At 63.1% G+C, this 25347-nt stretch carries 24 protein-coding genes and 1 tRNA gene; 10 read left to right on the top strand and 15 right to left on the bottom strand.

Annotated elements, in window-relative coordinates; translation table 11 throughout:
- Positions 1-80 precede the first annotated feature (80 nt).
- Entirely contained in the window at positions 81-1190 is a 1110-nt protein-coding gene (locus DKB74_RS05715; RefSeq protein ID WP_109807197.1) for a fatty acid desaturase family protein, read from the top strand.
- A gap of 66 nt (positions 1191-1256) precedes the next feature.
- Here DKB74_RS05715 and lptG read toward each other — a convergent pair whose 3' ends face one another.
- The 9 genes from lptG to DKB74_RS05670 all read right to left on the bottom strand — a co-directional run bounded on the left by lptG (position 1257) and on the right by DKB74_RS05670 (position 11115).
- Positions 1257-2354 (bottom strand): LPS export ABC transporter permease LptG, encoded by a 1098-nt coding sequence (gene lptG, locus DKB74_RS05710; RefSeq protein WP_338062883.1) that lies wholly within the window; start codon positions 2352-2354, stop codon positions 1257-1259.
- Positions 2351-3544, bottom strand: a complete 1194-nt coding sequence (gene lptF / locus DKB74_RS05705) for an LPS export ABC transporter permease LptF (protein ID WP_193504391.1) — start codon at positions 3542-3544, stop codon at positions 2351-2353. Before lptF ends, lptG begins: the two co-directional genes overlap by 4 nt.
- A gap of 124 nt (positions 3545-3668) precedes the next feature.
- On the bottom strand, positions 3669-5624 hold the full coding sequence (locus DKB74_RS05700) for an ATP-binding protein (RefSeq protein WP_109807196.1): 1956 nt from the start codon (positions 5622-5624) through the stop codon (positions 3669-3671).
- Positions 5625-5676: 52 nt separating this feature from the next.
- Entirely contained in the window at positions 5677-6918 is a 1242-nt protein-coding gene (gene spt, locus DKB74_RS05695) for a serine palmitoyltransferase (RefSeq protein WP_109807649.1), read from the bottom strand.
- 142 nt (positions 6919-7060) lie between these two features.
- Entirely contained in the window at positions 7061-7306 is a 246-nt protein-coding gene (locus DKB74_RS05690; RefSeq protein WP_109807195.1) for an acyl carrier protein, read from the bottom strand.
- A 73-nt stretch (positions 7307-7379) separates the two neighbouring features.
- A complete protein-coding gene (locus DKB74_RS05685) occupies positions 7380-8288 on the bottom strand; it encodes an NAD-dependent epimerase/dehydratase family protein (protein ID WP_109807194.1) in 909 nt (302 codons plus the stop codon).
- The gene (gene proB, locus DKB74_RS05680; protein ID WP_109807193.1) at positions 8285-9430 is read right to left on the bottom strand and encodes a glutamate 5-kinase; all 1146 of its coding nucleotides are present in this window, start codon (positions 9428-9430) and stop codon (positions 8285-8287) included. The genes DKB74_RS05685 and proB overlap by 4 nt, the downstream gene beginning before the upstream one ends.
- Complete coding sequence (obgE, locus tag DKB74_RS05675) at positions 9412-10476, bottom strand: GTPase ObgE (protein ID WP_109807192.1); 1065 nt, start codon at positions 10474-10476, stop codon at positions 9412-9414. The genes proB and obgE overlap by 19 nt, the downstream gene beginning before the upstream one ends.
- Before the next feature lie 33 nt (positions 10477-10509).
- Positions 10510-11115 carry a TetR/AcrR family transcriptional regulator gene (locus tag DKB74_RS05670; RefSeq protein WP_109807191.1) on the bottom strand — a complete coding sequence of 202 codons (606 nt, stop codon included), beginning with the start codon at positions 11113-11115 and terminating at the stop codon, positions 10510-10512.
- 51 nt (positions 11116-11166) lie between these two features.
- Between DKB74_RS05670 and DKB74_RS05665 the strand changes: the two genes are divergently transcribed.
- On the top strand, positions 11167-12024 hold the full coding sequence (locus DKB74_RS05665) for a metal-dependent hydrolase (RefSeq protein ID WP_109807190.1): 858 nt from the start codon (positions 11167-11169) through the stop codon (positions 12022-12024).
- Positions 12025-12071: 47 nt separating this feature from the next.
- Positions 12072-13133: an NAD(P)H-dependent flavin oxidoreductase gene (locus tag DKB74_RS05660; protein WP_109807189.1), complete on the top strand. Its 1062-nt coding sequence runs from the start codon at positions 12072-12074 to the stop codon at positions 13131-13133.
- Between the two features lie 18 nt (positions 13134-13151).
- On the opposite strand, the gene DKB74_RS05655 is transcribed toward DKB74_RS05660, so the two are convergent.
- The 4 genes from DKB74_RS05655 to hspQ form a co-directional block, all read right to left on the bottom strand.
- Positions 13152-13715 (bottom strand): GNAT family N-acetyltransferase, encoded by a 564-nt coding sequence (locus DKB74_RS05655; RefSeq protein WP_109807188.1) that lies wholly within the window; start codon positions 13713-13715, stop codon positions 13152-13154.
- A gap of 179 nt (positions 13716-13894) precedes the next feature.
- Positions 13895-14164, bottom strand: coding sequence for a 50S ribosomal protein L27 (gene rpmA, locus DKB74_RS05650; protein WP_109807187.1), 270 nt, complete (start codon positions 14162-14164; stop codon positions 13895-13897).
- A gap of 31 nt (positions 14165-14195) precedes the next feature.
- Positions 14196-14567 (bottom strand): 50S ribosomal protein L21, encoded by a 372-nt coding sequence (rplU, locus tag DKB74_RS05645; protein WP_109807186.1) that lies wholly within the window; start codon positions 14565-14567, stop codon positions 14196-14198.
- A gap of 141 nt (positions 14568-14708) precedes the next feature.
- Entirely contained in the window at positions 14709-15089 is a 381-nt protein-coding gene (gene hspQ, locus DKB74_RS05640; protein WP_109807185.1) for a heat shock protein HspQ, read from the bottom strand.
- Positions 15090-15224: 135 nt separating this feature from the next.
- Here hspQ and DKB74_RS05635 point away from each other — a divergent pair.
- Positions 15225-15314 (top strand) — tRNA-Ser (locus DKB74_RS05635).
- 204 nt (positions 15315-15518) lie between these two features.
- Here the strand turns inward: DKB74_RS05635 and DKB74_RS05630 are convergent.
- The gene (locus tag DKB74_RS05630) at positions 15519-16382 is read right to left on the bottom strand and encodes a LysR family transcriptional regulator (RefSeq protein WP_109807184.1); all 864 of its coding nucleotides are present in this window, start codon (positions 16380-16382) and stop codon (positions 15519-15521) included.
- A 96-nt stretch (positions 16383-16478) separates the two neighbouring features.
- On the opposite strand from DKB74_RS05630, the gene DKB74_RS05625 reads away from it, so the two are divergent.
- Genes DKB74_RS05625 through DKB74_RS05615 form a run of 3 tightly spaced genes read left to right on the top strand, consistent with a single transcriptional unit; the run spans position 16479 to position 21138 of the window.
- Positions 16479-17648 (top strand): acyl-CoA dehydrogenase family protein, encoded by a 1170-nt coding sequence (locus DKB74_RS05625; RefSeq protein ID WP_109807183.1) that lies wholly within the window; start codon positions 16479-16481, stop codon positions 17646-17648.
- Positions 17645-19252, top strand: coding sequence for a carboxyl transferase domain-containing protein (locus DKB74_RS05620; RefSeq protein WP_109807182.1), 1608 nt, complete (start codon positions 17645-17647; stop codon positions 19250-19252). Before DKB74_RS05625 ends, DKB74_RS05620 begins: the two co-directional genes overlap by 4 nt.
- Before the next feature lie 5 nt (positions 19253-19257).
- The gene (locus tag DKB74_RS05615; protein WP_109807648.1) at positions 19258-21138 is read left to right on the top strand and encodes an acetyl/propionyl/methylcrotonyl-CoA carboxylase subunit alpha; all 1881 of its coding nucleotides are present in this window, start codon (positions 19258-19260) and stop codon (positions 21136-21138) included.
- An 83-nt stretch (positions 21139-21221) separates the two neighbouring features.
- Here the strand turns inward: DKB74_RS05615 and DKB74_RS05610 are convergent, their stop codons facing one another.
- Complete coding sequence (locus tag DKB74_RS05610) at positions 21222-21674, bottom strand: Lrp/AsnC family transcriptional regulator (RefSeq protein WP_109807181.1); 453 nt, start codon at positions 21672-21674, stop codon at positions 21222-21224.
- 123 nt (positions 21675-21797) lie between these two features.
- Here DKB74_RS05610 and DKB74_RS05605 point away from each other — a divergent pair, with 123 nt between their 5' ends.
- From DKB74_RS05605 to DKB74_RS05595, 3 genes are read left to right on the top strand one after another with little or no spacing between them, the layout of a single operon-like run.
- Positions 21798-23027 carry a thiamine pyrophosphate-dependent enzyme gene (locus DKB74_RS05605; protein ID WP_109807180.1) on the top strand — a complete coding sequence of 410 codons (1230 nt, stop codon included), beginning with the start codon at positions 21798-21800 and terminating at the stop codon, positions 23025-23027.
- 2 nt (positions 23028-23029) lie between these two features.
- Positions 23030-24043, top strand: coding sequence for an alpha-ketoacid dehydrogenase subunit beta (locus DKB74_RS05600; protein WP_109807179.1), 1014 nt, complete (start codon positions 23030-23032; stop codon positions 24041-24043).
- Between the two features lie 4 nt (positions 24044-24047).
- Complete coding sequence (locus tag DKB74_RS05595; RefSeq protein WP_109807178.1) at positions 24048-25343, top strand: dihydrolipoamide acetyltransferase family protein; 1296 nt, start codon at positions 24048-24050, stop codon at positions 25341-25343.
- The last annotated feature ends 4 nt before the right edge of the window (positions 25344-25347 follow it).

Here is a 25347-nt window from a genome sequence, read left to right as displayed (position 1 = left end):
CCGGGACGTCGATGGCATTGCTGTGCCTGTCGGGGCTGGAATGCCACCATATAGCCACTATCTATTGGCAGTTAAGGACTATGACCGAGATACTTGCCCTGAAGCCAGCCGATGCGTCCGCGCGTGAGGTGAGGGAGCCGCGTATCCGCCTTTCCGGCGTCGCGGACGATCGTGCGATGATGCGCGCGGCCGCGGAATTGACGCGCGATCTTCAGAAACCCAAGCCGTGGCTGTACTGGACCGACTGCCTCATATCGGCTGCCATCGGCTATGCGGCGATGCTTGCTGCGATGTTTTCGCCGACGCTGGGCTGGACGTTGCTTGCCGGCGCGGTGGCGGTGCTCGCGCTCTATCGGGCGTCGCTGTTCATTCACGAAATCACCCATGTGAAACATTCGCTGCTGCCCGGATTCCGGGTGGGATGGAATGTGCTGGTCGGCATGCCGATCATGCTGCCCTCCTTCATGTATGAGGGCATTCACGCGATCCATCATTCGCGCACGCGCTATGGCACGGCCGACGATCCCGAATATCTGCCGCTTGCGCATATGAAGCCCTATACGCTTCCGCTGTTCCTGTTGGTGTCGGTGCTGATGCCGGTCGGGCTGTTGATCCGGTTCGGCATTCTGACGCCGCTTTCGCTGCTTTTTCCCAAGCTTCGCCGGTTGGTGATCGCGAAATATTCGGGGCTGCAGATCAACCCCAGCTATGAGCGCAAGGCGCCGACCGGCGAATTCCGCAAGCAATGGGCGTTTCAGGAAACGATCTGCAGCATCTGGGCGATCGGCGTGATCGCGACCGTCGCGACCGGGATTTTCCCGCTCAGGGCGTTCGCCATCTATATGGCGGTGATTGCCGGCGTGGCGGTGATCAATCAGGTGCGGACGCTGGTCGCGCATCTGTGGGAAAATGAAGGCGAGCCGCTGACCGTCACGGCGCAGTTTCTGGACAGCGTCAACGTGCCCGGTCCGTCGTGGCTGCCCTATTTTTGGGCGCCGGTGGGGCTGCGCTATCACGCGTTGCATCACCTGTTGCCGAGCCTGCCATATCATTCGCTCACCGAAGCGCATCGTCGCCTTAGCGAAGCGCTGGCAAGTGATTCGGCGTATCACAAGGCGAACTATCCCACGCTGACCGGACTGATGGTGCGGCTGGGCCAGAATACGATGAAGCAGCGCGGACGGAACTGACAGCCGATAGAGCGGGTGGCGATCGAACGGGTGGCGATCGGACGGAGTGGGGCGTTTCGCTCCCGCCTATTCCTCGGTCTTGAGCAACAGCGCTTCGCCGATCATCAGGAACAGCATGAAGGGCGCCCATGCCGCCAGAAACGGCGGATAGGCACCCAGATTGCCCATCGCGATCGCGAAATTATCGGCCATGAAATAAAGGAAGCCGAGCGCCATGCCGACTACGGCACGGAGAAAGAGCTTGCCCGATCGCGCGACGCCAAATGCGGCCACCGCGCCCAGCAGCGGCATCAGCACGGCCGATAGCGGCCCCGACAGCTTGTGCCACAAACTGCCCTCCAGCGCTTTGGTGGGACGACCGACCGCGCGCAGTTCCTGAATGGCGTTGCGCAGTTCGAAAAAGGAAAGCCCGTCGGCATCGACCGACGAAAGCGTGAACTGATCGGGCGTCACGCCCCTGGCCAGCGTCAGCGTTCCCAGCGGCGTCACCGTGCCGCTCGCGATGTCGAACCGGCGCGCGCCGCTCACTTGCCAGCCATCGCCGTCGCGCACGCCTTCATTCGCCATCAGGATCGACCGGAGATTTTCCCCGCTACGTTCGTAGACGGTGATTCCATAGAGATGCGCGGCATTGCCCTTGCCGCGGATCTGGTCGACTTCGATCAGATTGTTTTCGGATCGCACCCACACATTGGCGCGGTCGCCGCGATCGATCGGCATCGTGCCGTAATCGACCTTTTTCCATTGATCCAACGTGGCGCTGGCGCGTGCGACGATCCGTTCGTTGAACGCAAAGGAAATTCCCGCAACCAGCAATCCGGCGACGATCAGCGGTGCCAGCACCTGATGGGCGGAAAGGCCCGAGGCCTTCATCGCGATCACTTCGCTGTTCTGGTTGAGCGTCATCAACGTGATCACCGTTCCCAGCAGCACCGAAAAGGGCAGGAAGGTGGCAATGATCTGCGGCGTCCGCAGGCTGACATAGCGCCAGATTTCCGCGTCGCCATTGGCCGGATCGGCCAGGATGCGACCCGATTCGCTGAGAAGATCGAGCGTCTGCAGGATCAGCACCAGGCCCGCGAGCACCGCGAAGCTGCGGACCAGGAACATACGCGCCATGTAGAGCGACATGGTGCGCGAGGGGAAGAAATTGCTCGCGGTCACGCGGACTTCCTCCGCGCCCCGGGCCACAGCCTGGCGATCGATTTGCCGATTTTGGCAAACACCTTTTCAAGCGCGCCGATCGGCTGTCCGCCCGGCACGTAAGCGACGGTATAATACATCCAGATCACCAATGATGCGAAGATCACGAACGGCACCCACAGCGCGACGATCGGGTCGACCAGACCCAGGCTGCCGATCGACTCCCCATATTCGTTGACCTTGTGATAGGTCACGATCATCACGATCGACAGGAAGACGCCGAGCGCCGATGTCGATCGCTTCGGGGGAATGCCCAGCGCCGCCGCGAGCATCGGCAGCAACAGCATCGTCGCCACTTCGACCAGCCGGAAATGCAGCGCGGCGCGGCTGGTGTTGCGGTCCTCCTGACTGACCTGGGGGTCGTGCCCCGTTGCCAGCAATTCGGGCAGGGTCAGTTCGAGGTTGCGACCGCCCCTGCTTCGGAAAGTCTCGAATTTCGGCAGATCTATCGGCAGGTCATGCGCGGTGAAAGTCAGCACGCGCGGGACGGGCGAATCCTTGGATTTCTGAGTCAGCGTGCCGTTGGTTAGCCGAAAGATGATGACGTCGGGATCGTCGGTGCGCAGAAATTGTCCGCGTTCGGCGGTAACCGCCAGCCATTCGCCGGCATGCGGCACTGCATGGACGAAGATGCCCGACAGCTTGTGCCCGCTATCCTCGCTCTTTTCGATGCGCAGCGTCATCTTGTCGCCGAAACTGGTGAATTCGCCGACCTTGATCGAAGCGCCCAATGCGCCCGAGCGCAGTTCGTAGCGCAGCTGTTCGTATCCGTAGCGCGCCTTTGGCTGGACGAAACCGACGATCGCGAAGTTCACCAGCGCCAGCCCGATCGCGAACATATAGGGCACGCGCAACATCCGCCCATAGCCCATGCCCACGGCGCGCATGACATCGAGTTCCGAACTGGTGGAGAGGCGACGAAATGCCAGTAGGATGCCGAGCAACAGCCCGATGGGTATGCCGAGGCCGAGATATTCGGGCAGCAGATTGGCCAGCATTTCCCAGACGACGCTCACCGGACCGCCTTCGGTCGCGACGAAGTCGAGCAGAATGCGGATCCGATCGAGCACCAGCAGCATCGACGCGATTACAAGATTTGCAATCAGCGGCACCGCGATCAGTCGCGCCATATAGCGGTCGATCGATTTCATGCGATGTCAGCGGAACCTTCGGTAAATCGACAGACAGGACGCAACGCGCCGGTGAGGGGAACGGCTATACCGGCGGTGTGTGCCGCCGTCATCCGTATAATCGGGGCCATGGCGGGAAGTTGCGCTATGTTGCGCCATCGGCATGCAATTGCGTCTCGTGGCGCGCACGCACCGCTTCATCCACGGCATGTTGCAGCCCCGCCAGCGTGAAGGGTTTGCGCAGCACGGGGTGCCGCCCGAACTGCGCGGCATCGATCTCACCGGCAAATCCGGTGACGAACAGAACCGGCGTGCCGGCAATCCGATCGCCCAGCGCGGCGACCATTTCGGGTCCCGTCTGGCCGGGCATCAGCACGTCGGAAAGCACCAGGTCCAGCGATTCCATCGCTTTCAGCAGGTCTGCCGCCTTTTGCGGATCATCGCACCCCACGGGCCGGTGGCCCAGTTCGGTCAGCGCGCCGACCGTGGCGGCAAGCACGCGCGGATCATCCTCCACGACCAGAATGTCGAACGCATGTTCGGGCGTTTCCAGATCGCTTTCGATCTTGCCGCTTGCCGGCAATGCGTCGCCCAGATGCCGCGGCAGATAGAGCGTGACGGTGGTTCCTTCGCCCGGCGCGCTGCGGATTTCGACATCGCCGCCCGACTGGCGCGTGAAACCGAAAATCTGACTGAGACCCAGCCCGGTGCCCTTGCCCGCCGGCTTGGTGGTGAAGAAGGGCTCGAAAACCCGCTCCAGCACCTGTGGAGTCATTCCCGTGCCGGTGTCGGTGACGGCGATGGTGGCATAATCGCCTGCGGCCAGCCTGCCGATCCTGTTGCGCTCCAGCGTCACGGCGCCGGTGGCAATGGTCAGGTCGCCGCGCCCGTCCATTGCGTCGCGGGCGTTGACGGCGAGGTTCAGGATCGCATTTTCCAGCTGATGGCGATCGACCCAGATCGTCCACCCGTCCGAATCGGCCCGGGTCGTAATCGCGATTCCATCGCCCAGCGTGCGATCGAGCAGGTCCGACATGCCCGAAACCAGCGCGTCGGGCGCTACCGCCTCGGGCAGGACGGGCTCGGATCGCGAAAAGGCGAGCAGGCGACGGGTCAGCGCGGCGGCGCGGTTGGCACCTTCCATGGCGTTTTCGATATGGCGTTGCGCGTCTTTTCCGCCGTTGCGCAGATGGCGTTTGGCAAGTTCCAGTCCGCCCAGAACAACTGCCAGCATATTATTGAAATCATGCGCGATTCCACCGGTAAGCTGGCCTACGGCTTCCATCTTCTGGGCCTGTCTCAGCTGAGCCTCGGTCTCTTCGCGTTCGCGTGCCTCCGCGCGCAGTCGCTCGGTCGCTTCCGACACCGCCTGTTCGAGTTCGGCGGCACGCGCGCGCTCGCCCGATGCTTCCGCATCGGACGCTGCGCGATCGCTGATCGCCTGAACCGTCAGCCAGCCAAGAATGATCGCACCCAGCACGATCACGATCCCGAAACCGGCAAGCGTCTGTGTCACCTGGCTCGCATGCTGGTTGGATGCCGCCAGCGCCTGCGACCGCTGGACAAGCAGCACGCGTTCGTGATCGATAATCCGCGTCAGCCGGTTGCTCAGGTCGCGCAGCGCCGCGCTTTCGCTGACCGCATAGAATTTGCCCAGCGCGTCGGCGTTGCGATGATGCACCGAATAGGCGGCGGTTTCGGCCAGTTCGTCGCCGCGCCGCTGAAAGGCTTCGCGCAGCGAATCGATCTGGCGCCGCTGGACCATATTGTCGGCGGTCATCGAAGACAGCCGATCGATCTGATCCGATGCCTTGCGCCATTCTTCGCTATATTGCTGGCCGATGCGGGTATCGCCGCTGACCACATAGCGCCCGAGTGCAGCCTCGGCCCGGCCGATCTGGCCCGACAGAGTCGTCGCACGGATGATCACTTCATAGGTATGCGCCTGCCGCGCCAGCGCGACGTCGCGCTGTTCGGTGCTGCGCATCTGCAGCGTCAGCAGCGCGACGAAGATGCCGGTGCCGAGCAGCGTGAACAGCGCCAGCAGCACCAGCCGCCAGTTCACGCGTCGACCCGTGCTTCCCTCATCGGTATCGCTCATGACGACAGGGACCCTAGAGGCAGCTGACTCGCCTGAAAAGCTCTTGCCGGAATCAGCCGATCACGCCGATTGCGGTGCCGGCGCTGCGGAACATCGCCAGAATCTGTTCGACCTGTTCGGGCGTATGTTCCGCACAGAGCGAACAACGCAGCAGGAAGGTGCCGGCAGGAGTCGCTGGCGGGCGCGCCATGTTGACGTAGAGGCCGGCCTCCAGCAGCGCCTGCCACATCATCACTGCCTGTGTCTGATCGGTCAGGATGACGGCGATGATCGCGCTTTCGGCGGTTTCGGTGCCGAGCTTGAAGCCCATTTCCTTGAGCCCCGAATGCACCGTGCGCGCATTGGACCAAAGCCGCTCGCGCTTTTCATGCGCGGTCATCAGCTTGCGGATCGATGCCGTCGCGGTAGCGACCACGCTGGGCGGCAGCGACGCAGTAAAGATATAGGGGCGGCAGGCGAAGCGGATCGCTTCGAACTTCGGATGGTTCGACACGCAGAAGCCGCCCACCGTGCCGACCGATTTGGAAAAGGTGCCGACGATGAAGTCGACATCGCCTTCGCAGCCCTGCGCTTCATAGACGCCGCGGCCATTGGGGCCGTAAAAACCCATCGAATGCGCTTCGTCGGAAAGCACCATCGCGCCGTGCTTCTTCGCAACCGCGACCATTTCCTTGAGCGGGGCGACGTCGCCGAGCATCGAATAGACGCCTTCGAGTACGACCAGCTTGCCGGCATCGGCGGGCAGGCGGCCCAGGCGCTTGTCGAGATCCTCGACGCTGTTGTGGCGGAAACGGACGATTTCGGCATAGCCCTGCTTGCACCCGTCATAGATGCTGGCGTGGCTGTCGGCGTCGAGGATGATGTAATCGCCCTTGCCGGCGAGCGTCGAAATCATGCCCAGATTGGCCATGTATCCGGTCGAGAACACGATCGCGCCGGTCGTGCCGTAAAAGTCGCGCAGTGCCTGCTCGACTTCCATATGGTCCTGGAACGTGCCGTTGAGCATGCGGCTGCCATTGGTGCCGCTGCCGAACGTGTCGAGCGCCTTGTGCCCCGCCGCGATGACGTCGGGATCGAAGGTCATACCCATATAATTATAGGTGCCGAGCAGGATCGTGTCCTTGCCCTTGATCACCGCCTCGGTGGGCGATTTCACCTGTTCCATCACGATCGCGAACGGATCGGTGACGCCGCTGTCGAGCAATGCCTGGCGCTCGGCGATCAGGCCGTCGAATTTGCTCATCAGGTCAGGCTTCGCGCCTTCCGGGACGGAGGGCGCGTCGGCGGTCTGCATCGCGTCGGTCACTATTTTATGTCCTTATACCCGTTCGTGCTGAGTAAGGGCTGAGCTTGACGAAGCCCTGTATCGAAGCGCCCTTCGATATGCCATTTCGACTTCGCTCAATGGCTACTCAGGGCAAACGGAGGTTTCTGTTCTAACCCTGCTTCAGCTTTTCCACGGCATCGACCAGCTGGCCGACCGTTTCGATTTCGGCCTGCATGTTCATCGTGATCAGGATGTCGAATTCATCCTCGATCGCCGCGACGAAATCCATCACGGTCAGGCTGTCCCATTCGAGATCGCCTGCAAAGGTGGTGCTGTCGGTCAGCGCGACGCCCTTCTTGTTGAACGGTTCGATCTGCGCTTTGACGGTTTCGAAAACTTCCTGACGGTCGCTCACAGTGTTTCCTTGAATTGCCCTTTGCCGTCCGTGCCAAGCAAATGCGGCGGCCTTTAGGCGTAGATGGGCACTCCTATAGCAGGCCACGCGTGCGATACCATGCCGCCGTTGCGGCCAGCCCGTCGGGCGTTGCAACCTGCGGCTGCCATAATTGTGCGGGCGGGCGCTTGTCGGCGTCGATCACCCAGTTCTCATGGCAGAAATAATCGACGCGGTCGGGTGTCAGCTTGGCCTTGGCGCCGCGGAACATCCTGTCGCCGCGCGCCGCCAGCATCATGATCGCGCGGGGCAGGGCGATGACACGTATCTTTTTACCCACCGCCACACCGATCGCCTGCGCAAATTCGCCATGGCTCCACCCGCCCGGGCGTCCGTCATCGGCATCGAATGTCATGCCGCCCATGCCCTCGGCTTTGGTCAGTGCGAGCAGCAACCGTCCGAGATCGCTGACTTCGATTGCCGACATGCGGCCGCGCGGCGGGGTCAGCGCCAGTCCCCTGGCAGCGAGCTTGAACAGTTCGAGCATCTCATAATCGCCCGGCCCGTAAATTGCGGGCGGCCGGACGATCGTCCAGTCGAGCTCCGATGCGTGGACCAGCTTGTCGCCCTCGGCCTTCGACCAGCCATAGGTCGAAAGCTGCGGCTCGCGAGATGCCAGTGAGGAAACATGCACGAAGCGCGTGACGCCGGTGGCTTTTGCGGCGGCGATCATGTTCGCGACGCCTTCGATATTGCCTTTCGCGAAGCCTTCGCGGCTTGGTGCGTTCACGACGCCGGCGACATGGATCACGGCGTCGGCGCCCCGAGCGAGCTCGGTCAGCGAAGCGATATCGTCGAGCGACCCCGGCACCCAGGTAACACCGTCCCGTGCGCGCTGATCGCGCCGGGTAAGCGCGCGAACCGTAATGCCCTGTTCCAGCGCCAGATCGATCAGCTTGCCGCCGACAAACCCGGTTCCGCCGGTCAGCGCAATTGTCGTCACAGCACCGCCATATGGCTGCGATGCACCAGTGCGGATCGCGGCGCATAGCCCAGGATCGCGGCCACATCCTCGCTGCGGCGGCCGACGATGCGACATGCGTCGGCATAGTCATATTCGACCAGCCCGCGCGCCACTTTCGCGCCCTTGGTATCGACGATCGAAACGAGATCGCCGCGGCTGAAATCGCCTTCGATCCGCAGCGCGCCCGCCGGAAGCAGGCTCTTGCCGTTCTTCAACGCCGCGACGGCGCCGGTATCGATGGTGATGATGCCTTCCTCGGTCAGACCGCCGGCCAGCCATGCCTTGCGCGCGCCATGGGTGCCTTCGCCATAGAAGACCGTGCCATGCCCCGTGTCGAAGAAGTTTTTCAGCGCATGATCGGCATGGCCGCTGATGATCGCCAGGTCGATGCCCGCGCTTGCGGCGATCTTGGCGGCTTCGATCTTCGAAACCATGCCGCCCGAACCCATGCCGGACGAAGATTTCGTGTCGGCCATCGCCTGGATTTTCGCGTCGATCTGGGGGACGGTCGGGATCAGCTTCGCGTCGGGATTGCTGTGCGGATTGCTGTCATAGAGGCCGTCGATATCCGACAGCAGGATGACGCCATCGGCTTCGGCCGCTTGCGCGACGCGTGCCGCCAGCCGGTCATTGTCGCCGAAGCGAATGCGCTCGGTCGCTACCGTGTCGTTTTCGTTGATGATCGGAATGACGCCCAGCGACAACAGCCGGTCGAGCGTCGCGGAAGCGTTGAGATAGCGCCGCCGATCCTCAAGATCGCCAAGCGTCACCAGTACCTGCGCCGCCTGAAGCTTTTCATTGTCGAGCACGCCGGCCCATACCTGTGCCAGCGCGATCTGGCCGCGCGCGGCCGATGCCTGCGCGTCTTCCAGGCTGTTGCGCCCGCCGCCCGGCAGGCCCAGCCGTCGCGCACCCAGCGCGATCGCGCCCGAGCTTACCACGGCGATCTGCTGGCCGGCGCGCATCCGTTCGGCAATATCGGCGGTCAGCGTAACCAGCCAGTCGCGCCGGACCTCATCATCCGGGCCGACCAGCAGCGCCGAGCCGACCTTTATGATCAGCCGCGCACAGCGGGCAGGGGAGAAACGTTCGGCGTTTTCAATCATGCTAGTGGCGACCATTGGCGCGGTTCGTCATCCTCTTCATCGGGTTGGGCAACAGCCGGAAGGCTGGAATCGGCGGAGCCGATCGCTTCGATCAGCTTGTCGAGCACGGCCTGAACGCCGGCGCCCGTCGCGCCGGAGATCGGCAATACCTCAGCGCCGCTGGCTTCGCGAAGTTCCGCCGCCATCGCGGCAATCAGTTCCTCGTCGAGCAGATCGGTCTTGTTGAGCGCGATCACCTGCGGCTTTTCCATCAAACCGGCGCCATAGGCTTCCAGTTCCTCGCGAACCACGCGATAGGCTTCGCCGACATCCTCGCCATTCGCATCGACCAGGTGGAGAAGCACGCGGCAGCGTTCGATATGGCCCAGAAACCGGTCGCCGATGCCCGCACCATCGGCGGCGCCTTCGATCAGGCCGGGAATGTCGGCGATCACGAATTCGCGCCCCTTGTGGCTGACCACGCCCAATTGCGGGCGCGTGGTCGTAAAGGCATATTCGCCGACCTTCGCCTTGGCATTGGTGACAGCGTTGATGAAGGTCGATTTGCCGGCGTTGGGCAGACCGACCAGTCCCGCATCGGCAAGCAGCTTCAGCCTGAGCCACACCCAGGCTTCCTCGCCCGGCCATCCGGTGCCGTGCTGGCGCGGCGCGCGATTGGTGCTGGTCTTGTAGCTGGCATTGCCGCGCCCGCCATCACCGCCGCGCAGGAAGACGACACGCTGGCCAACCTTGGTCAGGTCCACCAGCACGCTGCGTTCCTCGTCATCGGCCAGGATCTGCGTGCCCACCGGCAATTTGATCACAAGATCGTCGCCGCCTGCGCCGGTCTTGTTCGATCCCGATCCGCCCTTGCCGCGTTGCGCGCGAAAATGCTGGGTGTACCGGAAATCGATCAGCGTATTGAGCCCGGGCACGGCTTCGAAAATAATATCGCCGCCCTTGCCGCCGTCACCGCCGTCAGGGCCACCGTATTCGATGAATTTTTCGCGGCGAAAGCTAACCGATCCCGGGCCGCCATGGCCCGACCGGACATAAATCTTTGCCTGATCCAGAAAATGCATGGCGCGCGATGTAGGCGGGAACGCGCCAAAGGGCTAGGGGGTGGCTTGTTCGTCCTTCCCGCCCAGCAGCGGCGCGGCCAGCAGCGAGTCGGTTGCGATCTCCCGCGCGGTACCCCGGGAAAGCCCCAGCGCAGTCGCCATTGCCTCTCCCAGCAACGCATCGCCTAGCGCCATCAGCACCAGATGCAGCGTTTCCTTGCGAAGCGCCGGTTCGTCGCCGGATAAATCCTTTGCGATCATGTCCACCAGCCGATGAATCGCTTCGAGAATGGGATCGAGTGCGTCCCGATTCCCCGACAGGATCATCCAGCTGGCGAGCGCCCCGGCGCCCTGTTTGTCGAATGCGTCGAACGTCAGATCGACGACTTCGCGCGGATTCTGGTCGCTTGCGCGTGCCCGGGCGATCGCTTCGCTGACGCTGGCGGTGACGCTTTTCGCGATGCTCTCGGCCAGCGCCTGCTGGAGCCCGGCGGCGGAACCGAAATGGTGCAGCAGATTGGCGTGGGTGCGCCCGATGCGTCCCGCGACTGCCTTCAACGTCACAGCCTGGGGCCCCGCCTCGATCAGCAAATCACGTGCGGCTTCCAGCGCCAGGTCGCGCGATTCCTCCGGCGAGAGCCGTTTTCTCACTGTTGACATTGTTGTAAGTAAAACCCATTTTCCGGTTCGAAACATTCCTGGAGGATTATCGTGGTGAAAGCAAAAACCCCGGCCGATCTTTCGATCACGCCGCGCGACCGCCGCTTCGGACGCGGTATCGCCCAGCGTCGCTGGTGGCTGAACGGCGATCCGGTCGCGACCGCCTTTTTCAACGCGCTTTCGGTCACCTTTCCCAAGGGCGAGGGCTTTTTCATCGACAGCGTGCGCAAGTTCCGCGAAGGCACGCCGCCGCGCCTGCAGGCCGAAATCGCTGCCTTCACCAAACAGGAAGTGATGCACACGCGCGAGCATGTCGCGTTCAACCGGCATGTTACGGGCGAGGGCTATGATATCAGCTTGCTCGAAGCGGATGTGCAGGATCAGATCGATCTCACCAAAGCGCATCCCGCGATTGCCAGCCTGGCGGCCACCATGTGCCTTGAGCATTTCACGGCGATCCTCGCGCACGAGCTGCTTGCCGATCCGCGCTATCTGGAAGGCGCCGATGCCGAAGCCGCCAAATTGTGGCGCTGGCATGCGATCGAGGAAATCGAGCACAAGGGCGTCGCCTATGACACCTGGCTGCACGCAACCCGCGACTGGAGCGGGTGGCGGCGCTGGCGGGTCCGCGCGAAGGTGATGTTGTTTACCACCTGGCGATTCCTGGGCGGCCGCAAGCGCGGGATCATGGAATTGCTGCGGCAGGACGGCCTGACGGGTCCGCGGGTCGGCTGGCGCGTGTTCCGCTATGTGTTCGGCAATCCGGGCATGGGCCGCAAGGTGCTGGGCCAGTATTTCGCCTTTTTCCTCCCCGGTTTCCACCCTTGGAAACACGATGATCGCGCGCTGATCGGCAAGGCGGAAAGCGACTATGCCGACGCCATGTTGCCGGATGCCGCCACTGCCTGATCGGCCGGCGCTTGCGCGGTCCATGGGGCGTTACCAGATAGCGTCCCATGGATTTTCTCGACCGTTTCGGTTTGACCGTGCCGCTGGTGCAGGCGCCGATGGCCGGGGTGTCGACGCCGGAACTGGCGTCGCAGGTTTCCGAAGCGGGCGCCTTGGGGTCGATCGGCGTTGGCGCCACCGATGCCGATGGCGCTGCGGCGATGATCGCTGCAGTGCGGGCGCGCACGGGCGGTTCTTTCAACGTCAATTTCTTCGTCCACGCGACGCCGCGGACCGATGCGCAGCGTGAAACGGCCTGGCTGGCGGCCCTGGCGCCGGTCTTTGCCGAGTTCGGTGCCGAACCGCCGGCGCAATTGCGCACCATCTACAACAGCTTTGCCGATGATCCGGCGATGGTGCGGATGCTGCTCGCGTTGCGGCCTCCGATTGTCAGCTTCCACTTCGGACTGCCCGACGCGGCAGTGATCGCAGCGCTCAGACAGGCAGGCATGTTCCTGCTCGCCACCGTCACCAGCCTTGCCGAAGCGAAACGTGCGCGCGATTGCGGCATCGATGCCCTGGTTGCACAGGGGATCGAAGCGGGCGGGCATCGCGGCATATTCGATCCCGATAGTCGCGATGACGCACTGGGGACGATGGCGCTGACGCGGCTGCTGGTGCGCGACTTCGAACTGCCGATCATTGCCGCCGGTGGAATCATGGATGGAGCCGGGATTGCCGCCGCACGCGCGCTGGGCGCTGTTGCGGCACAATTGGGCACTGCCTTCATTGCCTGTCCCGAATCCGCTGCCGATGACGCCTATCGCGCCGCCCTGATAAGCAGCGCGGCGCACCACAGCCGGATGACCCGATTGATTTCGGGTCGTCCTGCCCGGGCATTGGCCAATCGTTTCACCGCACTCGAAACCCAGCTGTCCGGGGTGACGCCGCCAGATTATCCGCGCGCCTATGACGCAGGAAAGGCGCTCAATGCCGCAGCCAAAGCAAGCGGCGAGGCGGGTTTCGGTGTGCAATGGGCGGGGCAGGGGGCGCCGCTATCCCGTGCCATGCCCGCCGCAAAGCTGGTGGCGCAGCTTCGCGACGAGTTCATGGCAGCGATCAATCGGTGATCCGGCATGGCGGCGCTGTCATGCCGCCATGCGAACATCGTCATCCGGATCATCGCCCGATGCCCGCGCTTCGTTGAGATCGCGCGTATAATAGGCGCAGGGGGATTCGGTCCCGCGCCCGCGCGAATGCACGTTGCGCACTTCGCCGGTCGGCCGGAAGCCCAGCTTGCGCAGCACCTTTCCCGACGCAGGATTGTCGAGATAATGGGCCGCCGCGACGTGCCGCACGCCCATGGTGCGGACCGCAGCCAGCACGCCATGGCCCGCTTCGGTGGCATAGCCGCGGCCCCAGGCATCGGGCGTGAGCCAATATCCCATTTCATGCGTGCCGTCATCGCGTGCTTCGACGCCGATCATGCCGACAATCGGTGTCGCGCCGCCTTCATGCGCGACGATCAGGAAGCGCGTCAGCATCGGATCGGTCCAGCCGCGCAGAAACTCCTCGGCATCGCTCAGCCGATAGGGCCATGGCGCCCGCGAGATATTCTTCACGACACGCTCATGTGCCATGGCGCGGGTAAGCTCGGGTGCGTCCTCGATCCAGCCGGGCCGCAACATCAGTCTGCGTGTACGCACGAACATGTCGACTCTCCTCAGGCGATGCGGCGCACTTGACGCATCGCCGTGACGCGCCGGTTGCAATCCGCAGGGGAGGGAGCATGAAAAAAGGGAGCCGGGGCGGACCCGTCTCCCTTTTTTGGTCTGGTTCGCGTGCCGAACCCGGGTCTGCCCTGGTGGGCAACCCGGTTGGTCGCCCGATGTTACTCGGCGGCTTCCGCCATCGCGTCTACCGAAATAAACTTGCGGCCAAGCTTGCCTTGCTTGAACGAGACACGGCCGTCGGTGAGCGCGAACAGGGTATGGTCCTTGCCGATACCGACATTCGTGCCCGGATAGAATTTCGTGCCGCGCTGGCGCACGAGAATGTTGCCGGCGACGACAGCTTCGCCACCGAACTTCTTCACGCCAAGGCGCTTGGATTCCGAATCGCGACCGTTGCGCGACGAACCGCCTGCTTTCTTATGTGCCATGAGTGACTACTCCTCAGATCTCAGTTGCGGCTCAGGCTTCGGCGGCCGGCGCATCCGTTTCCGGAGCGGCATCGGCCTTCTTTGCCTTGGCGGCTTTCTTCTTTTCCTCGCCGATCGCAACGATCTTCAGGATCGTGTGCTGCTGGCGATGGCCGTTCTTGCGGCGATAGTTATGGCGGCGGCGCTTCTTGAAGACGATGACCTTCTCGCCCTTGGCCTGCGCGATGATCTCGGCCGAAACGGTCAGACCGTCGGTCGGCTTCAATTCGCTGCCTTCGCCGGCGAGCAGCACGTCGTCCAGCGTGACCGACGAACCGGCCTCACCGTCGAGCTTCTCGACAACGATCTTGTCTCCTGCGGCAACGCGATACTGCTTGCCGCCCGTGCGCACCACTGCGAACATCGGTTTTTCTCTTCTTCAAACTGCATGTGCCCGCGAAGACATGGGTCTCCGCAGGAGGAAGGCGGCGGGTAAGCGAAAGGTCTGGGCAAGTCAACCACCCACGCGGAGGAAATGCCCCGAAATTGTCGATCGGCGCGTGCCTTAGTGGCGGTGCACGCTCTTCAACCGGTAACGGCCGTCGGAAATGCGATCGAACAGGCCGCCGATCGCCGGATGATCGACCGGCTCATCGCTTTCGTCGACTTCCAGATTCTGCTGGCTGACATAAGCGACATAGGTCGAATCCATATTCTCGGCGAGGATATGGTAAAAGGGCTGGTCCTTGGCCGGGCGGGCATCTTCGGGAATCGCCTCATACCATTCCTCGCTGTTCGCGAAGACCGGGTCGACATCGAAGATCACGCCGCGAAAATCGAACAGGCGGTGCCGAACCACTTCGCCGATGGAAAAGCGCGCATGCGCGACAGGAGGCATGGGAACGCCCGTTTCGAGCGAATCGCTCGTGGAGAAAAGCCGGGTCATGGCTTCAATCTAGGTATTTCGCGGCGGCGCACAAGCACCAGGGCTTGTGCAGCGTTTCGCTTCGGGCTAATGGCCCGCCCTCCAATCGACCGGTGTGTCGGATTTGCTTTGCGAATCGATGCGCTGACCCATCGCGGAGAGGTGGCAGAGAGGTCGAATGCGCCGCACTCGAAATGCGGTTTACGGGCAACCGTAACGTGGGTTCGAATCCCACCCTCTCCGCCATTATTTGCTGGCCTAACGCTTTGCTGCTTGAGGCCGTTGGCTCCGAGTTCGAACTTCGTCCCGAACTCTCCGCCAGTATTTGCTGGCCTGACGCTTTGCTGCTTGAGGCCGTTGGCTTCGAATTCGAACTTCGTCCCACTTTCTCCATCATCGGGCTTTCCAGGCCGACGTGCTTCCCTGCGTTGCTCGCGATTGGATGTACACTCACAGCTGATTTTCGGCCGTGCCTATATGCGCCGCCAGTTCTTCGCGCATTTTTGAATCGGCAAATTGCGCGGAAAACATCATGGCGATGGTGCGATTGAAATCATAGCCGCTCACCGCAATGGGTGTCGTTCTCTCCACCCGCAGCGACAAGGGTGCCGTCGTTATTCCGACGCCAGCAGCGACCAGTCTCATGCACCAGTCGTCATTCTCGCTCCGCATCGCGAATTTGGGGCGGACTCCGTGCCTGGTAAAGAACTGGCTGGTCTCGCGCAGAATCTCGCAGTTGCGACGGGCGATCATCGTTTCCCCCGCCAGCCTTTCGGGCTCGACCTGTTGCTCGTTCGCCAGCGGATGATTGTCGGACACGAACATCGCATAGGGTTCGCGAACCAGCGTTATCGTCTGTTCTTCGGTGTCGGCCTCTCGTTTCGTGGTGACAATCGCATCGAGCCGATCCTTGCTCCGCAAACTGCGCAATTCCGCATCGGAGCCCTCGGTTATCTCGATCGAGAAGCGCGATGAAAGCGGCGCCACAAGCGCCTCCATCATCTCGCTGCCAAGCGTCCTGATCAGGCCGATGCGCAGGTCCGGCCAGCGTTCGATCGTTCGCTTGCTGAACCGGTCCGCCTTCCTGAAGTTCTGATCGATGTCGCGGGCAAGGATCAGAAAACGCTGCCCGGCTTCTGTCAGCCTGACGCGGCGCTTGCTGCGCAGGAACAGCTTGGCTCCGACGATCCGTTCGAGATCCGCAATGCCGGCCGAAAGCGTTGGCTGTGTTACATGGATCCGGCTTGCCCCGACGGTGAAGGATTCCGCTTCGACCAGCGCCAGGAACTGGCGGATGTGGGATCGCTTGATCATAGATATTTCCTATCCGGAAGATAGGATCATATCAATTTTCAATTCGTTGTCCGGTTGTCTAGACCAGTCGCAAGATTCCGAAGAGAGGCCTTTACCATGCGCGCCACCCCCGATTTCGATTTCCAGCTGGGTGAGAGTGCCCAGATGATCCGCGAGAGTGTGGGCCGTTTTGCCGATGAGCAGATCGCGCCGCTGGCCGAGAAGATCGACCGCGAGGACTGGTTTCCGCGCGAGGAGCTATGGGCGCAGATGGGCGAGCTGGGCCTGCACGGCATCACCGTTGACGAGGCTGATGGCGGGCTCGGTCTCGGCTATCTCGAACATGTGATCGCGGTCGAGGAAGTCAGCCGCGCGAGCGCCTCGCTGGGTCTCAGCTACGGCGCGCATTCCAATCTGTGCGTCAACCAGATCCGCCGCTGGGGCACCGACGCGCAGAAGGCAAAGTACCTCGGTCCGCTCATTTCCGGCGAGCATGTCGGCAGCCTCGCGATGAGCGAAGCGAGCGCCGGGTCGGACGTCGTCTCGATGAAGCTCAAGGCCGAGGCGGTGGACGGCGGCTATGTGCTCAACGGCACCAAGTTCTGGATCACCAACGCGCCCTATGCCGATACTTTGGTGGTCTATGCCAAGACCGACAGTGCGGCCGGATCGCGCGGCATCACCGCCTTCCTGATCGAAAAGGGCGATGCGGGCTTCTCGATCGGGCAAAAGATCGAGAAGGTCGGGATGCGCGGCTCTCCCACGGCGGAGCTGGTGTTCGACGATTGCCGCATTCCCGAGGACCGCGTGATGGGCCCGGTCGGCGGCGGCGTGGGCGTGCTGATGAGCGGGCTCGATTACGAGCGGGTGGTGCTCTCGGGCATCCAGCTCGGCATCATGCAGGCGTGCCTCGACACGGTGATCCCCTATCTTCGCGAGCGGACCCAGTTCGGCAAGCCGATCGGCAGCTTCCAGCTGATGCAGGCCAAGGTCGCGGACATGTATGTCGCGCTGCAATCGGCGCGCGCCTATACCTATGCGGTCGCCAAGAGCTGCGATGCCGGCCAGACCACCCGCTTCGACGCGGCGGGTGCGATCCTGCTGTCGAGCGAAAACGCCTTCCGCGTTGCTGCGGAGAGCGTGCAGGCGCTGGGCGGGGCGGGCTACACGCTCGACTGGCCGGTCGAACGCTACATGCGCGACGCCAAGCTGCTCGACATCGGCGCGGGCACCAACGAAATCCGCCGCATGCTGATCGGCCGCGAACTGATCGGGGCGGCGGGATGACCGCCCCCGTCCTCACCTCGAAGCTCGACCGCGACGCGCCGGACGCGAAGGCGCGGTTCGAGCATAACAAGGCGCTGGCGACCGAGCTGCGCGAGAAGGTTGCGCAAGCCGCGCTGGGTGGCAGCGAGAAGCATCGTGAGCGGCATGTGTCGCGCGGCAAGCTGCTGCCTCGTGAGCGGGTCGAGCGGTTGCTCGATCCGGGCTCGCCGTTCCTCGAAGTCGGGCAATTGGCCGCCAACGGCATGTACGAAGGCGACGTCAACGGCGCGAGCATGATCTGCGGCATCGGGCGCGTCAGCGGGCGGCAGGTGATGATCGTGTGCAACGATCCGACCGTGAAGGGTGGCTCCTACTACCCGATGACGGTCAAGAAGCACCTGCGCGCGCAGGAGATCGCGCAGGAGAACCGCCTGCCGTGCATCTATCTGGTCGATAGCGGCGGGGCGAATCTTCCCTACCAAGCCGAGGTTTTCCCGGACAAGGAGCATTTCGGGCGCATCTTCTTCAACCAGGCGCAGATGAGCAGCCTGGGCATTCCGCAGATCGCCTGTGTGATGGGCAGCTGCACCGCGGGCGGGGCTTACGTGCCCGCGATGAGCGACGAGAGCGTGATCGTCCGCAATCAGGGCACGATCTTCCTCGCCGGACCGCCGCTGGTGAAGGCCGCGACGGGCGAGGAGATCAGCGCCGAGGATCTGGGCGGCGGCGACCTGCATGCCAAGAAATCCGGCGTGGTCGATCATCTGGCGGAGAACGACGAGCACGCGCTGACCATCGTGCGCGATATCGTGTCGCACCTTGGCGATAACACCGGCGGCGCCACCAACATAAAGCTGCAAGACCCGCGCCCGCCGAAGTTCGACGCCGAAGACCTCTACGCGCTGATCCCCGAGGATGTCCGCGCACCCTACGACGTGCACGAGGTGATCGCGCGGCTGGTCGACGGCAGCGAGTTCCACGAGTTCAAGAAGGACTATGGCTCCACGCTGGTCTGCGGCTTCGCGCACATCTGGGGCATGCCGGTCGCGGTGCTCGCGAACAACGGCGTGCTGTTCTCCGAAAGCGCGGTCAAAGGCGCGCACTTTATCGAACTGGCGTGCCAGCGGCGCATCCCGCTGCTGTTCCTCCAGAACATCTCCGGCTTCATGGTCGGTGGGAAATACGAGGCGGAAGGGATCGCCAAGCATGGCGCGAAGCTGGTCACGGCGGTCGCCACCGCCACCGTGCCCAAGGTCACGATCCTGATCGGCGGCAGCTTCGGCGCGGGCAATTACGGCATGGCGGGCCGCGCCTATAGCCCGCGCTTCCTGTTCAGCTGGCCCAATGCGCGGATCAGCGTGATGGGCGGCGAACAGGCGGCGTCCGTGCTTGCCACCGTCCACCGCGACGCGGATAGCTGGACCGAGGAGCAGGCCGAAGCGTTCAAGGCGCCGATCCGCCAGAAATACGAGGACGAGGGCAACCCCTATTACGCCACCGCGCGCCTGTGGGATGATGGCGTGATCGACCCCGTCCAGACCCGCGACGTGCTGGGGTTGGCGTTCGCCGCAACGCTCGAAGCGCCGATAGAGGATCGCCCAGCCTTCGGCGTGTTCAGGATGTAATGCCCATGATCCAGAAGCTCTTGATCGCCAATCGCGGCGAAATCGCCTGCCGCATCATCCGCACCGCGCGCGAGATGGGGATCGCCACCGTCGCGGTCTATTCCGATGCCGATGCCAAGGCGCTGCATGTGCGCTCCGCCGACGAGGCGGTGCATATCGGGCCGTCTCCCGCTGCCGAGAGCTATCTGGTCGGCGAGAAGATTATCGCTGCCGCCAAGCAGACGGGCGCGGAGGCGATCCATCCGGGTTATGGTTTCCTCTCCGAGAACGCCGAGTTCGCCGAGGCGGTGCAGAACGAAGGCCTGATCTGGGTCGGCGCGCCGCCGTCCTCGATCCGCGCGATGGGGCTGAAGGACGCCGCCAAGAAGCTGATGCGCGAAGCGGGCGTGCCCGTGACGCCCGGCTACGACGGCGACGACCAGAGCCCCGAACGCTTGAAGCAGGAGGCCGACGCGATCGGCTATCCCGTGCTGATCAAGGCAGTCGCGGGCGGCGGCGGCAAGGGGATGCGCAAGGTCGATGCCGAAGGCGATTTCCTGTCCTCGCTCGAATCCTGTCGGCGCGAGGCAAAGGCCAGCTTCGGTAATGACGACGTGATCCTCGAAAAATGGATCACCTCGCCCCGCCATATCGAGGTGCAGGTGTTCGGCGACAGCCACGGCAATGTCGTCCACCTGTTCGAACGCGACTGCTCGCTCCAGCGCCGCCACCAGAAGGTGATCGAGGAAGCGCCCGCGCCGGGCATGGACGAAGCGACCCGCGAAGAAATCTGCGCCGCCGCCGTGCGCGCCGCCAAGGCGGTGAACTACGAGGGCGCCGGCACGATCGAATTCATCGCCGATGCCAGCGAGGGCCTGCGCGCGGATCGCATCTTCTTCATGGAAATGAACACCCGGCTTCAGGTCGAGCATCCGGTGACCGAGGAAATCACCGGGGTCGATCTGGTCGAATGGCAGCTGCGCGTCGCGGCGGGCGAGCCGATCCCGAAGAAGCAGGACGAGCTGTCCATCAACGGCCACGCCATCGAAGCGCGGCTCTATGCGGAGGACCCAGCGAAGGGTTTTTTGCCGAGCACTGGGCGGCTTAATTTTCTCAGCCTTCACGCAGGGACAGGTCGGGTCGAGACGGGCGTGGAGCAAGGTGACGAGGTTTCGCCTTACTACGACCCAATGATCGCTAAGCTGGTTGTGCACGCAGAGGATCGCGGCTTAGCCATAGACGGACTCTTGGCGAAGCTTGCGAACATCAATGTCTATCCTGTCCGCTCGAACGCTGGCTTTCTCTATCTGGCCGCTTCAGATAACGATTTCCGTTCAGCCAATCTTGAGACTGGCTTCATTGAGCGCAAAGGCGACAACCTGCTTCCGCCATCGAAGCCTACGGCAAAAGCCTTGCGTGAGGCGCTCACGACGTTGCGATGGAACGTCGGCGAATATGAGGACCACCCTTGGCACGGCGGCTTGATAGGTCTGCGATTAAACGCCTCGCCGAAGGAAAGTGCGCTCGTTTTGGCTGACGGAGAAGCTGTCGAGGTGTCTGTCGGCGATTGGAGTGGCGCAGATTTACGCATTGACGAACCCTCTGGAATGGCGCTCGTCAACGAGGCAGGTCAGACATACGCGATCACGCCTTGGCGTGTTCAAGGCGGCACCGCCACCGCCGCTGACGGTGCCATCCTCGCGCCGATGCCGGGCAAGGTCATCGCGGTCGATGTGGCCGAGGGGGACAGCGTCACTGCCGGTCAGCGGCTGATGGTGCTCGAAGCGATGAAGATGGAGCACGCGCTCACCGCGCCGTTCGACGGGACCGTGACCGATCTTGCCGCCAGCACCGGCGGACAGGTGCAGGTCGATGCGGTGCTGTGCGTTGTGGAGCCTGCGCAATAGCGCGCGGCCGCTGGCCGGTAATTTCCCGCTGGCCGGCAATCGAAAGATCCGATCCATCGCGTCCAGCGGGCGAGTGCCGGCTGTCAAACCGGCAGCGTCGTCGTCATCTTGATCGTCTTCAGCGCGAAACTGGAATTGACCGAGCTGACACCCGGGAGGTGCAGCAGGACCTTTTTGAGGAAGCGCTCATAATCCTCGACGCTCCTGGCGACGACGCGCAGCACATAGTCGCTGGACCCACTCATCGAAAAAACCTCGACGATTTCCGGATGGACGTGGACCACCTTTTCCAATGCATCGAGCGTTTCCTCATCGTGCTGCTTCAGCCGCACATTTGCGAACACGTTGATGACGAGCCCCAGACTTTTCGGGTCGAGCAGAATCGCACGGCCAGAGATTATGCCTTCCTTTTCCAGCTTCTTCAGACGGCGCCAGCACGGCGTGTGCGACAGGCCCGCCTTTTCGGCGAGCTCTGTGATCGGGAGATCGGGATGCGCCTGCACTGCACGCAGAATTCGTCGGTCAGCATCGTCCATCCGTCAATCTATCCTAAAATTCCTGGCTTTATGAAATTATCATCCTAATTAATTTCAAATCCGGAATAAATAGGAAAAATCTCTCCTCCCTCCGCTCCGCTACCCTCGTGCGGAGGAGAGGCGATGAAAAACCGTGCCAAGCTGAGTCTGTACGTGCCCGAACCCAATGCGCGGCCGGGCGAGCAACCCAGTTTCGATCATTTCGAGATACCGGCTGCCGGTGCGGTGCGGTGCCCCGATATCGGCGCGCCCGAGCACGAGCTTCGCGATCTGCCCTACACGCTGATCCGGGTGCTGGACGAGCAGGACGGTGCCGTCGGGCCGTGGAACCCCAGGCTGCCGACGGACACGATGATCAAGGGGCTGCGCGCGATGATGCTGACGCGCGCGTTCGATGACCGCCTGTTCCGAGCGCACCGCCAGGGCAAGACCAGCTTCTACATGAAATCCACCGGCGAAGAGGCGATCGGAGCCGCGCAGTCGCTGGCGCTCGATCGCGGCGACATGAGCTTTCCCACCTATCGCGTCCTCAGCTGGCTGATGGCGCGCGACTATCCGCTGACCGATCTGGTGAACCAGATTTTCAACAATGCGCAGGACCCGTTGCAGGGTCGGCAATTGCCGATCCTCTATTCGGCGCGCGACTATGGCTTCTATTCGCTGTCGGGCAATGTCGGCAGCCGGTTCGGCCATGCGGTGGGCTGGGCGATGGCGTCGGCCTATTCCGAAGACGACAAGATTGCGCTGGCTTATATTGGCGAGGGGACCACGGCGGAAGGGGACTTTCACGAGGCGCTGACTTTCGCGTCGGTCTATCACGCGCCTGTCGTGCTGTGCGTGACCAACAACCAATGGGCGATCTCCTCCTTCGCCGGGATCGCCGGCGCCGAAGAGACGACCTTTGCCGCCAAGGCAATCGGCTACGGCATCCCGGGCCTGCGGGTCGACGGCAATGACTTCCTTGCCGTCTGGGCCGCGACGCAATGGGCGGCGGAACGGGCGCGCAGCAACCGCGGTGCAACGCTGATCGAGCTGTTCACCTATCGCGCGGAGGGCCACTCGACCTCGGACGATCCGACCAAGTACCGCCCGGCGGACGAACCCTCGACATGGCCGCTGGGCGATCCGGTCGAGCGGCTGAAGCGCCACCTGATCGCGATTGGCGCGTGGGATGAGGAACGCCACGCATCGCTGGCCGCCGAACTCGACACCGCCGTGCGCGCCGCCGTGAAGCAGGCCGAGAAGATCGGCACGCTGGGCAAATCCAAACCGCCGATCGAACAGATGTTCGAGGGCGTTTTCGAAGAACCCGACTGGCGCCTGGTCGAGCAACTGCGCGAGGCGAAGGATTGATCATGGCCACGATGAACATGATCCAGTCGATCAATTCCGCGCTCGACGTGATGCTGGCCCGCGACCCCAAGGTGCTGATTTTCGGCGAAGATGTCGGCTATTTCGGCGGCGTGTTCCGCGCGACCGACAAGTTGCAGCAGAAGCATGGGCTCAAGCGCTGTTTCGACGCGCCGATATCAGAAGGCGGCATCATCGCCACCGCGATCGGCATGGGCGCCTATGGCCTGCGGCCCGTACCAGAAATCCAGTTCGCGGATTACATCCTGCCCGCGTTCGACCAGCTCGTCTCGGAAGCCGCGCGGCTGCGCTATCGGTCCGGGGGCGAATTCTGGGCGCCGATCACCGTGCGGTCGCCCTATGGCGGCGGCATCTTCGGCGGGCAGACCCACAGCCAGAGCCCGGAGGCGATCTTCGCGCACATTACCGGACTGAAGACGGTCATTCCGTCCAATCCCTATGATGCGAAGGGACTGCTGATCTCATCGATCGAATGCAACGATCCGGTGATCTTCCTCGAACCCAAGCGGCTCTACAACGGACCGTTCGATGGCCGCCATGATCAGGAGGTAAAGTCCTGGGCGGGGCACGCCGATGCCGAGGTGCCAGAGGGGCATTATACCGTTCCGCTCGGCAAGGCGGCGGTTGTTCGCGAGGGCGAGGCGGCGACGGTGCTTGCATACGGCACCATGGTCCATGTCGCGCTTGCGGGGATCGAGGACAGCGGCGTCGATGCCGAATTGATCGACCTGCGTTCGATCGTGCCGCTCGACATCGATACGATCGTCGAGTCCGTGAAGAAGACCGGGCGCTGCGTGATCCTCCACGAAGCGTCGCGTTATGGCGGCTTTGGCGGCGAACTCTCGGCGCTGGTGCAGGAGCGGTGTTTCCACTGGCTCGAAGCGGCGGTGGAACGCGTGGCGGGCTGGGATACGCCGTACCCCCATGCCTTCGAATGGGACTATTTCCCCGGACCAAAGCGCGTTGCCACCGCGCTCAAGACAGTGATGCAGGATTGATCTCATGGCGAAATTCACCTTCAACCTGCCAGACATTGGCGAAGGCATCGCCGAGGCGGAGATCGTCGCCTGGCACGTCAGGGTTGGCGACATGGTCGAGGAAGACCAGCAGATCGCCGACATGATGACCGACAAGGCGACCGTCGAAATGGAAAGCCCGGTCGCGGGCAAGGTTCTGGAGATCGCGGGCGAGGTGGGTGACACGATCCCGATCGGGTCGATGCTCGTCACCATCGAGATCGAGGGCGCAATTCCCGACGATGTGGCCGAGGACAACGCCAAGGCCGCCGAGCCTGAAGCCGCGCCTGCGCCGAAGGATGACGAGGTCGAGGAACGGATCGAGGTCGAAAACCCCGATGCGAACGATGCAGACGACGCGCACGAAGCCGATCCCGAGCCTGCGCCCAACCAGCCGGTCGAAAAGAGCGCACCGAAGACCGAGGCGAAAGTTCTCGCCAGCCCCGCAGTGCGCAAGCGCGCGCAGGACCTTGGCATCGATCTGGCGCAGGTGAAACCTGCCGAAGATGGCCGCGTGCGCCACGGCGATCTCGACCAGTTCCTCAGCTACAATGCCGGCGGCGGCTATCGCCCTGCCGGTGGCCAGCGCCAGGACGAACAGGTCCGGGTGATCGGCATGCGCCGCCGCATCGCCGAGAGCATGGCGGCATCGAAGCGCGCCATCCCGCACTTCACCTATGTCGACGAGATCGACGTCACCAGGCTGGAGGAACTGCGCGCCGACCTCAACGCGACGCGCGGGGCCAAGCCCAAACTCACCATGCTGCCGCTGCTGATCACTGCGATCTGCAAGACGCTGCCCGACTTCCCGATGATCAACGCCCGCTATGACGACGAGGCAGGGATCGTCACTCGTTCGGGCGGGGTCCATCTCGGCATGGCGACCCAGACCGATGCGGGGCTGATGGTGCCGGTGATCCGCAACGCCGAGAGCCGCAATGTGTGGCAGCTGGCGAGCGAGATCGTGCGCCTTGCGGAGGCCGCGCGCAGCGGCAAGGCGTCCTCGCAGGAACTGTCGGGCTCGACGCTGACGCTCACCTCGCTCGGCCCGATGGGCGGCATTGCCTCCACACCGGTGATCAACCGGCCCGAGGTGGCGATCATCGCGCCAAACAAGGTGGTGGAACGGCCGGTGTTCCGGGACGGGAAAGTCGCCGCCGCCAAGTTGATGAACCTGTCGATCAGCTGCGACCACCGCGTGGTCGATGGCTGGGATGCGGCCAGCTATGTTCAGGCGATCAAGCGGCTGCTTGAAACGCCCGCGCTGTTGTTCGTTGATTGAATGG

The organism is Stakelama portus (assembly GCF_003171655.1).
Lineage (GTDB): Bacteria > Pseudomonadota > Alphaproteobacteria > Sphingomonadales > Sphingomonadaceae > Sphingomonas > Sphingomonas portus.
The sequence above is the reverse complement of the archived record's forward strand: the minus strand, read 5'-3'. Positions and strand labels throughout refer to the sequence as shown.

Excerpts from the sequence above, each read along its gene's own strand:
- spt (WP_109807649.1), bottom strand. The coding sequence starts at position 6,918 with ATGCAGACCGCCGACGCGCCCTCCGTCCCGGAAGGCGCGAAGCCTGAC.
- DKB74_RS05625 (WP_109807183.1), top strand. The coding sequence starts at position 16,479 with ATGCGCGCCACCCCCGATTTCGATTTCCAGCTGGGTGAGAGTGCCCAG.
- DKB74_RS05615 (WP_109807648.1), top strand. The coding sequence starts at position 19,258 with ATGATCCAGAAGCTCTTGATCGCCAATCGCGGCGAAATCGCCTGCCGC.
- DKB74_RS05610 (WP_109807181.1), bottom strand. The coding sequence starts at position 21,674 with ATGGACGATGCTGACCGACGAATTCTGCGTGCAGTGCAGGCGCATCCC.
- DKB74_RS05620 (WP_109807182.1), top strand. The coding sequence starts at position 17,645 with ATGACCGCCCCCGTCCTCACCTCGAAGCTCGACCGCGACGCGCCGGAC.
- rpmA (WP_109807187.1), bottom strand. The coding sequence starts at position 14,164 with ATGGCACATAAGAAAGCAGGCGGTTCGTCGCGCAACGGTCGCGATTCG.
- DKB74_RS05655 (WP_109807188.1), bottom strand. The coding sequence starts at position 13,715 with ATGTTCGTGCGTACACGCAGACTGATGTTGCGGCCCGGCTGGATCGAG.
- proB (WP_109807193.1), bottom strand. The coding sequence starts at position 9,430 with ATGGTCGCCACTAGCATGATTGAAAACGCCGAACGTTTCTCCCCTGCC.
- DKB74_RS05715 (WP_109807197.1), top strand. The coding sequence starts at position 81 with ATGACCGAGATACTTGCCCTGAAGCCAGCCGATGCGTCCGCGCGTGAG.
- lptF (WP_193504391.1), bottom strand. The coding sequence starts at position 3,544 with ATGAAATCGATCGACCGCTATATGGCGCGACTGATCGCGGTGCCGCTG.
- DKB74_RS05605 (WP_109807180.1), top strand. The coding sequence starts at position 21,798 with ATGAAAAACCGTGCCAAGCTGAGTCTGTACGTGCCCGAACCCAATGCG.
- DKB74_RS05600 (WP_109807179.1), top strand. The coding sequence starts at position 23,030 with ATGGCCACGATGAACATGATCCAGTCGATCAATTCCGCGCTCGACGTG.
- DKB74_RS05670 (WP_109807191.1), bottom strand. The coding sequence starts at position 11,115 with ATGTCAACAGTGAGAAAACGGCTCTCGCCGGAGGAATCGCGCGACCTG.
- DKB74_RS05700 (WP_109807196.1), bottom strand. The coding sequence starts at position 5,624 with ATGAGCGATACCGATGAGGGAAGCACGGGTCGACGCGTGAACTGGCGG.
- DKB74_RS05660 (WP_109807189.1), top strand. The coding sequence starts at position 12,072 with ATGGATTTTCTCGACCGTTTCGGTTTGACCGTGCCGCTGGTGCAGGCG.
- DKB74_RS05630 (WP_109807184.1), bottom strand. The coding sequence starts at position 16,382 with ATGATCAAGCGATCCCACATCCGCCAGTTCCTGGCGCTGGTCGAAGCG.
- obgE (WP_109807192.1), bottom strand. The coding sequence starts at position 10,476 with ATGCATTTTCTGGATCAGGCAAAGATTTATGTCCGGTCGGGCCATGGC.
- rplU (WP_109807186.1), bottom strand. The coding sequence starts at position 14,567 with ATGTTCGCAGTGGTGCGCACGGGCGGCAAGCAGTATCGCGTTGCCGCA.
- hspQ (WP_109807185.1), bottom strand. The coding sequence starts at position 15,089 with ATGACCCGGCTTTTCTCCACGAGCGATTCGCTCGAAACGGGCGTTCCC.
- DKB74_RS05595 (WP_109807178.1), top strand. The coding sequence starts at position 24,048 with ATGGCGAAATTCACCTTCAACCTGCCAGACATTGGCGAAGGCATCGCC.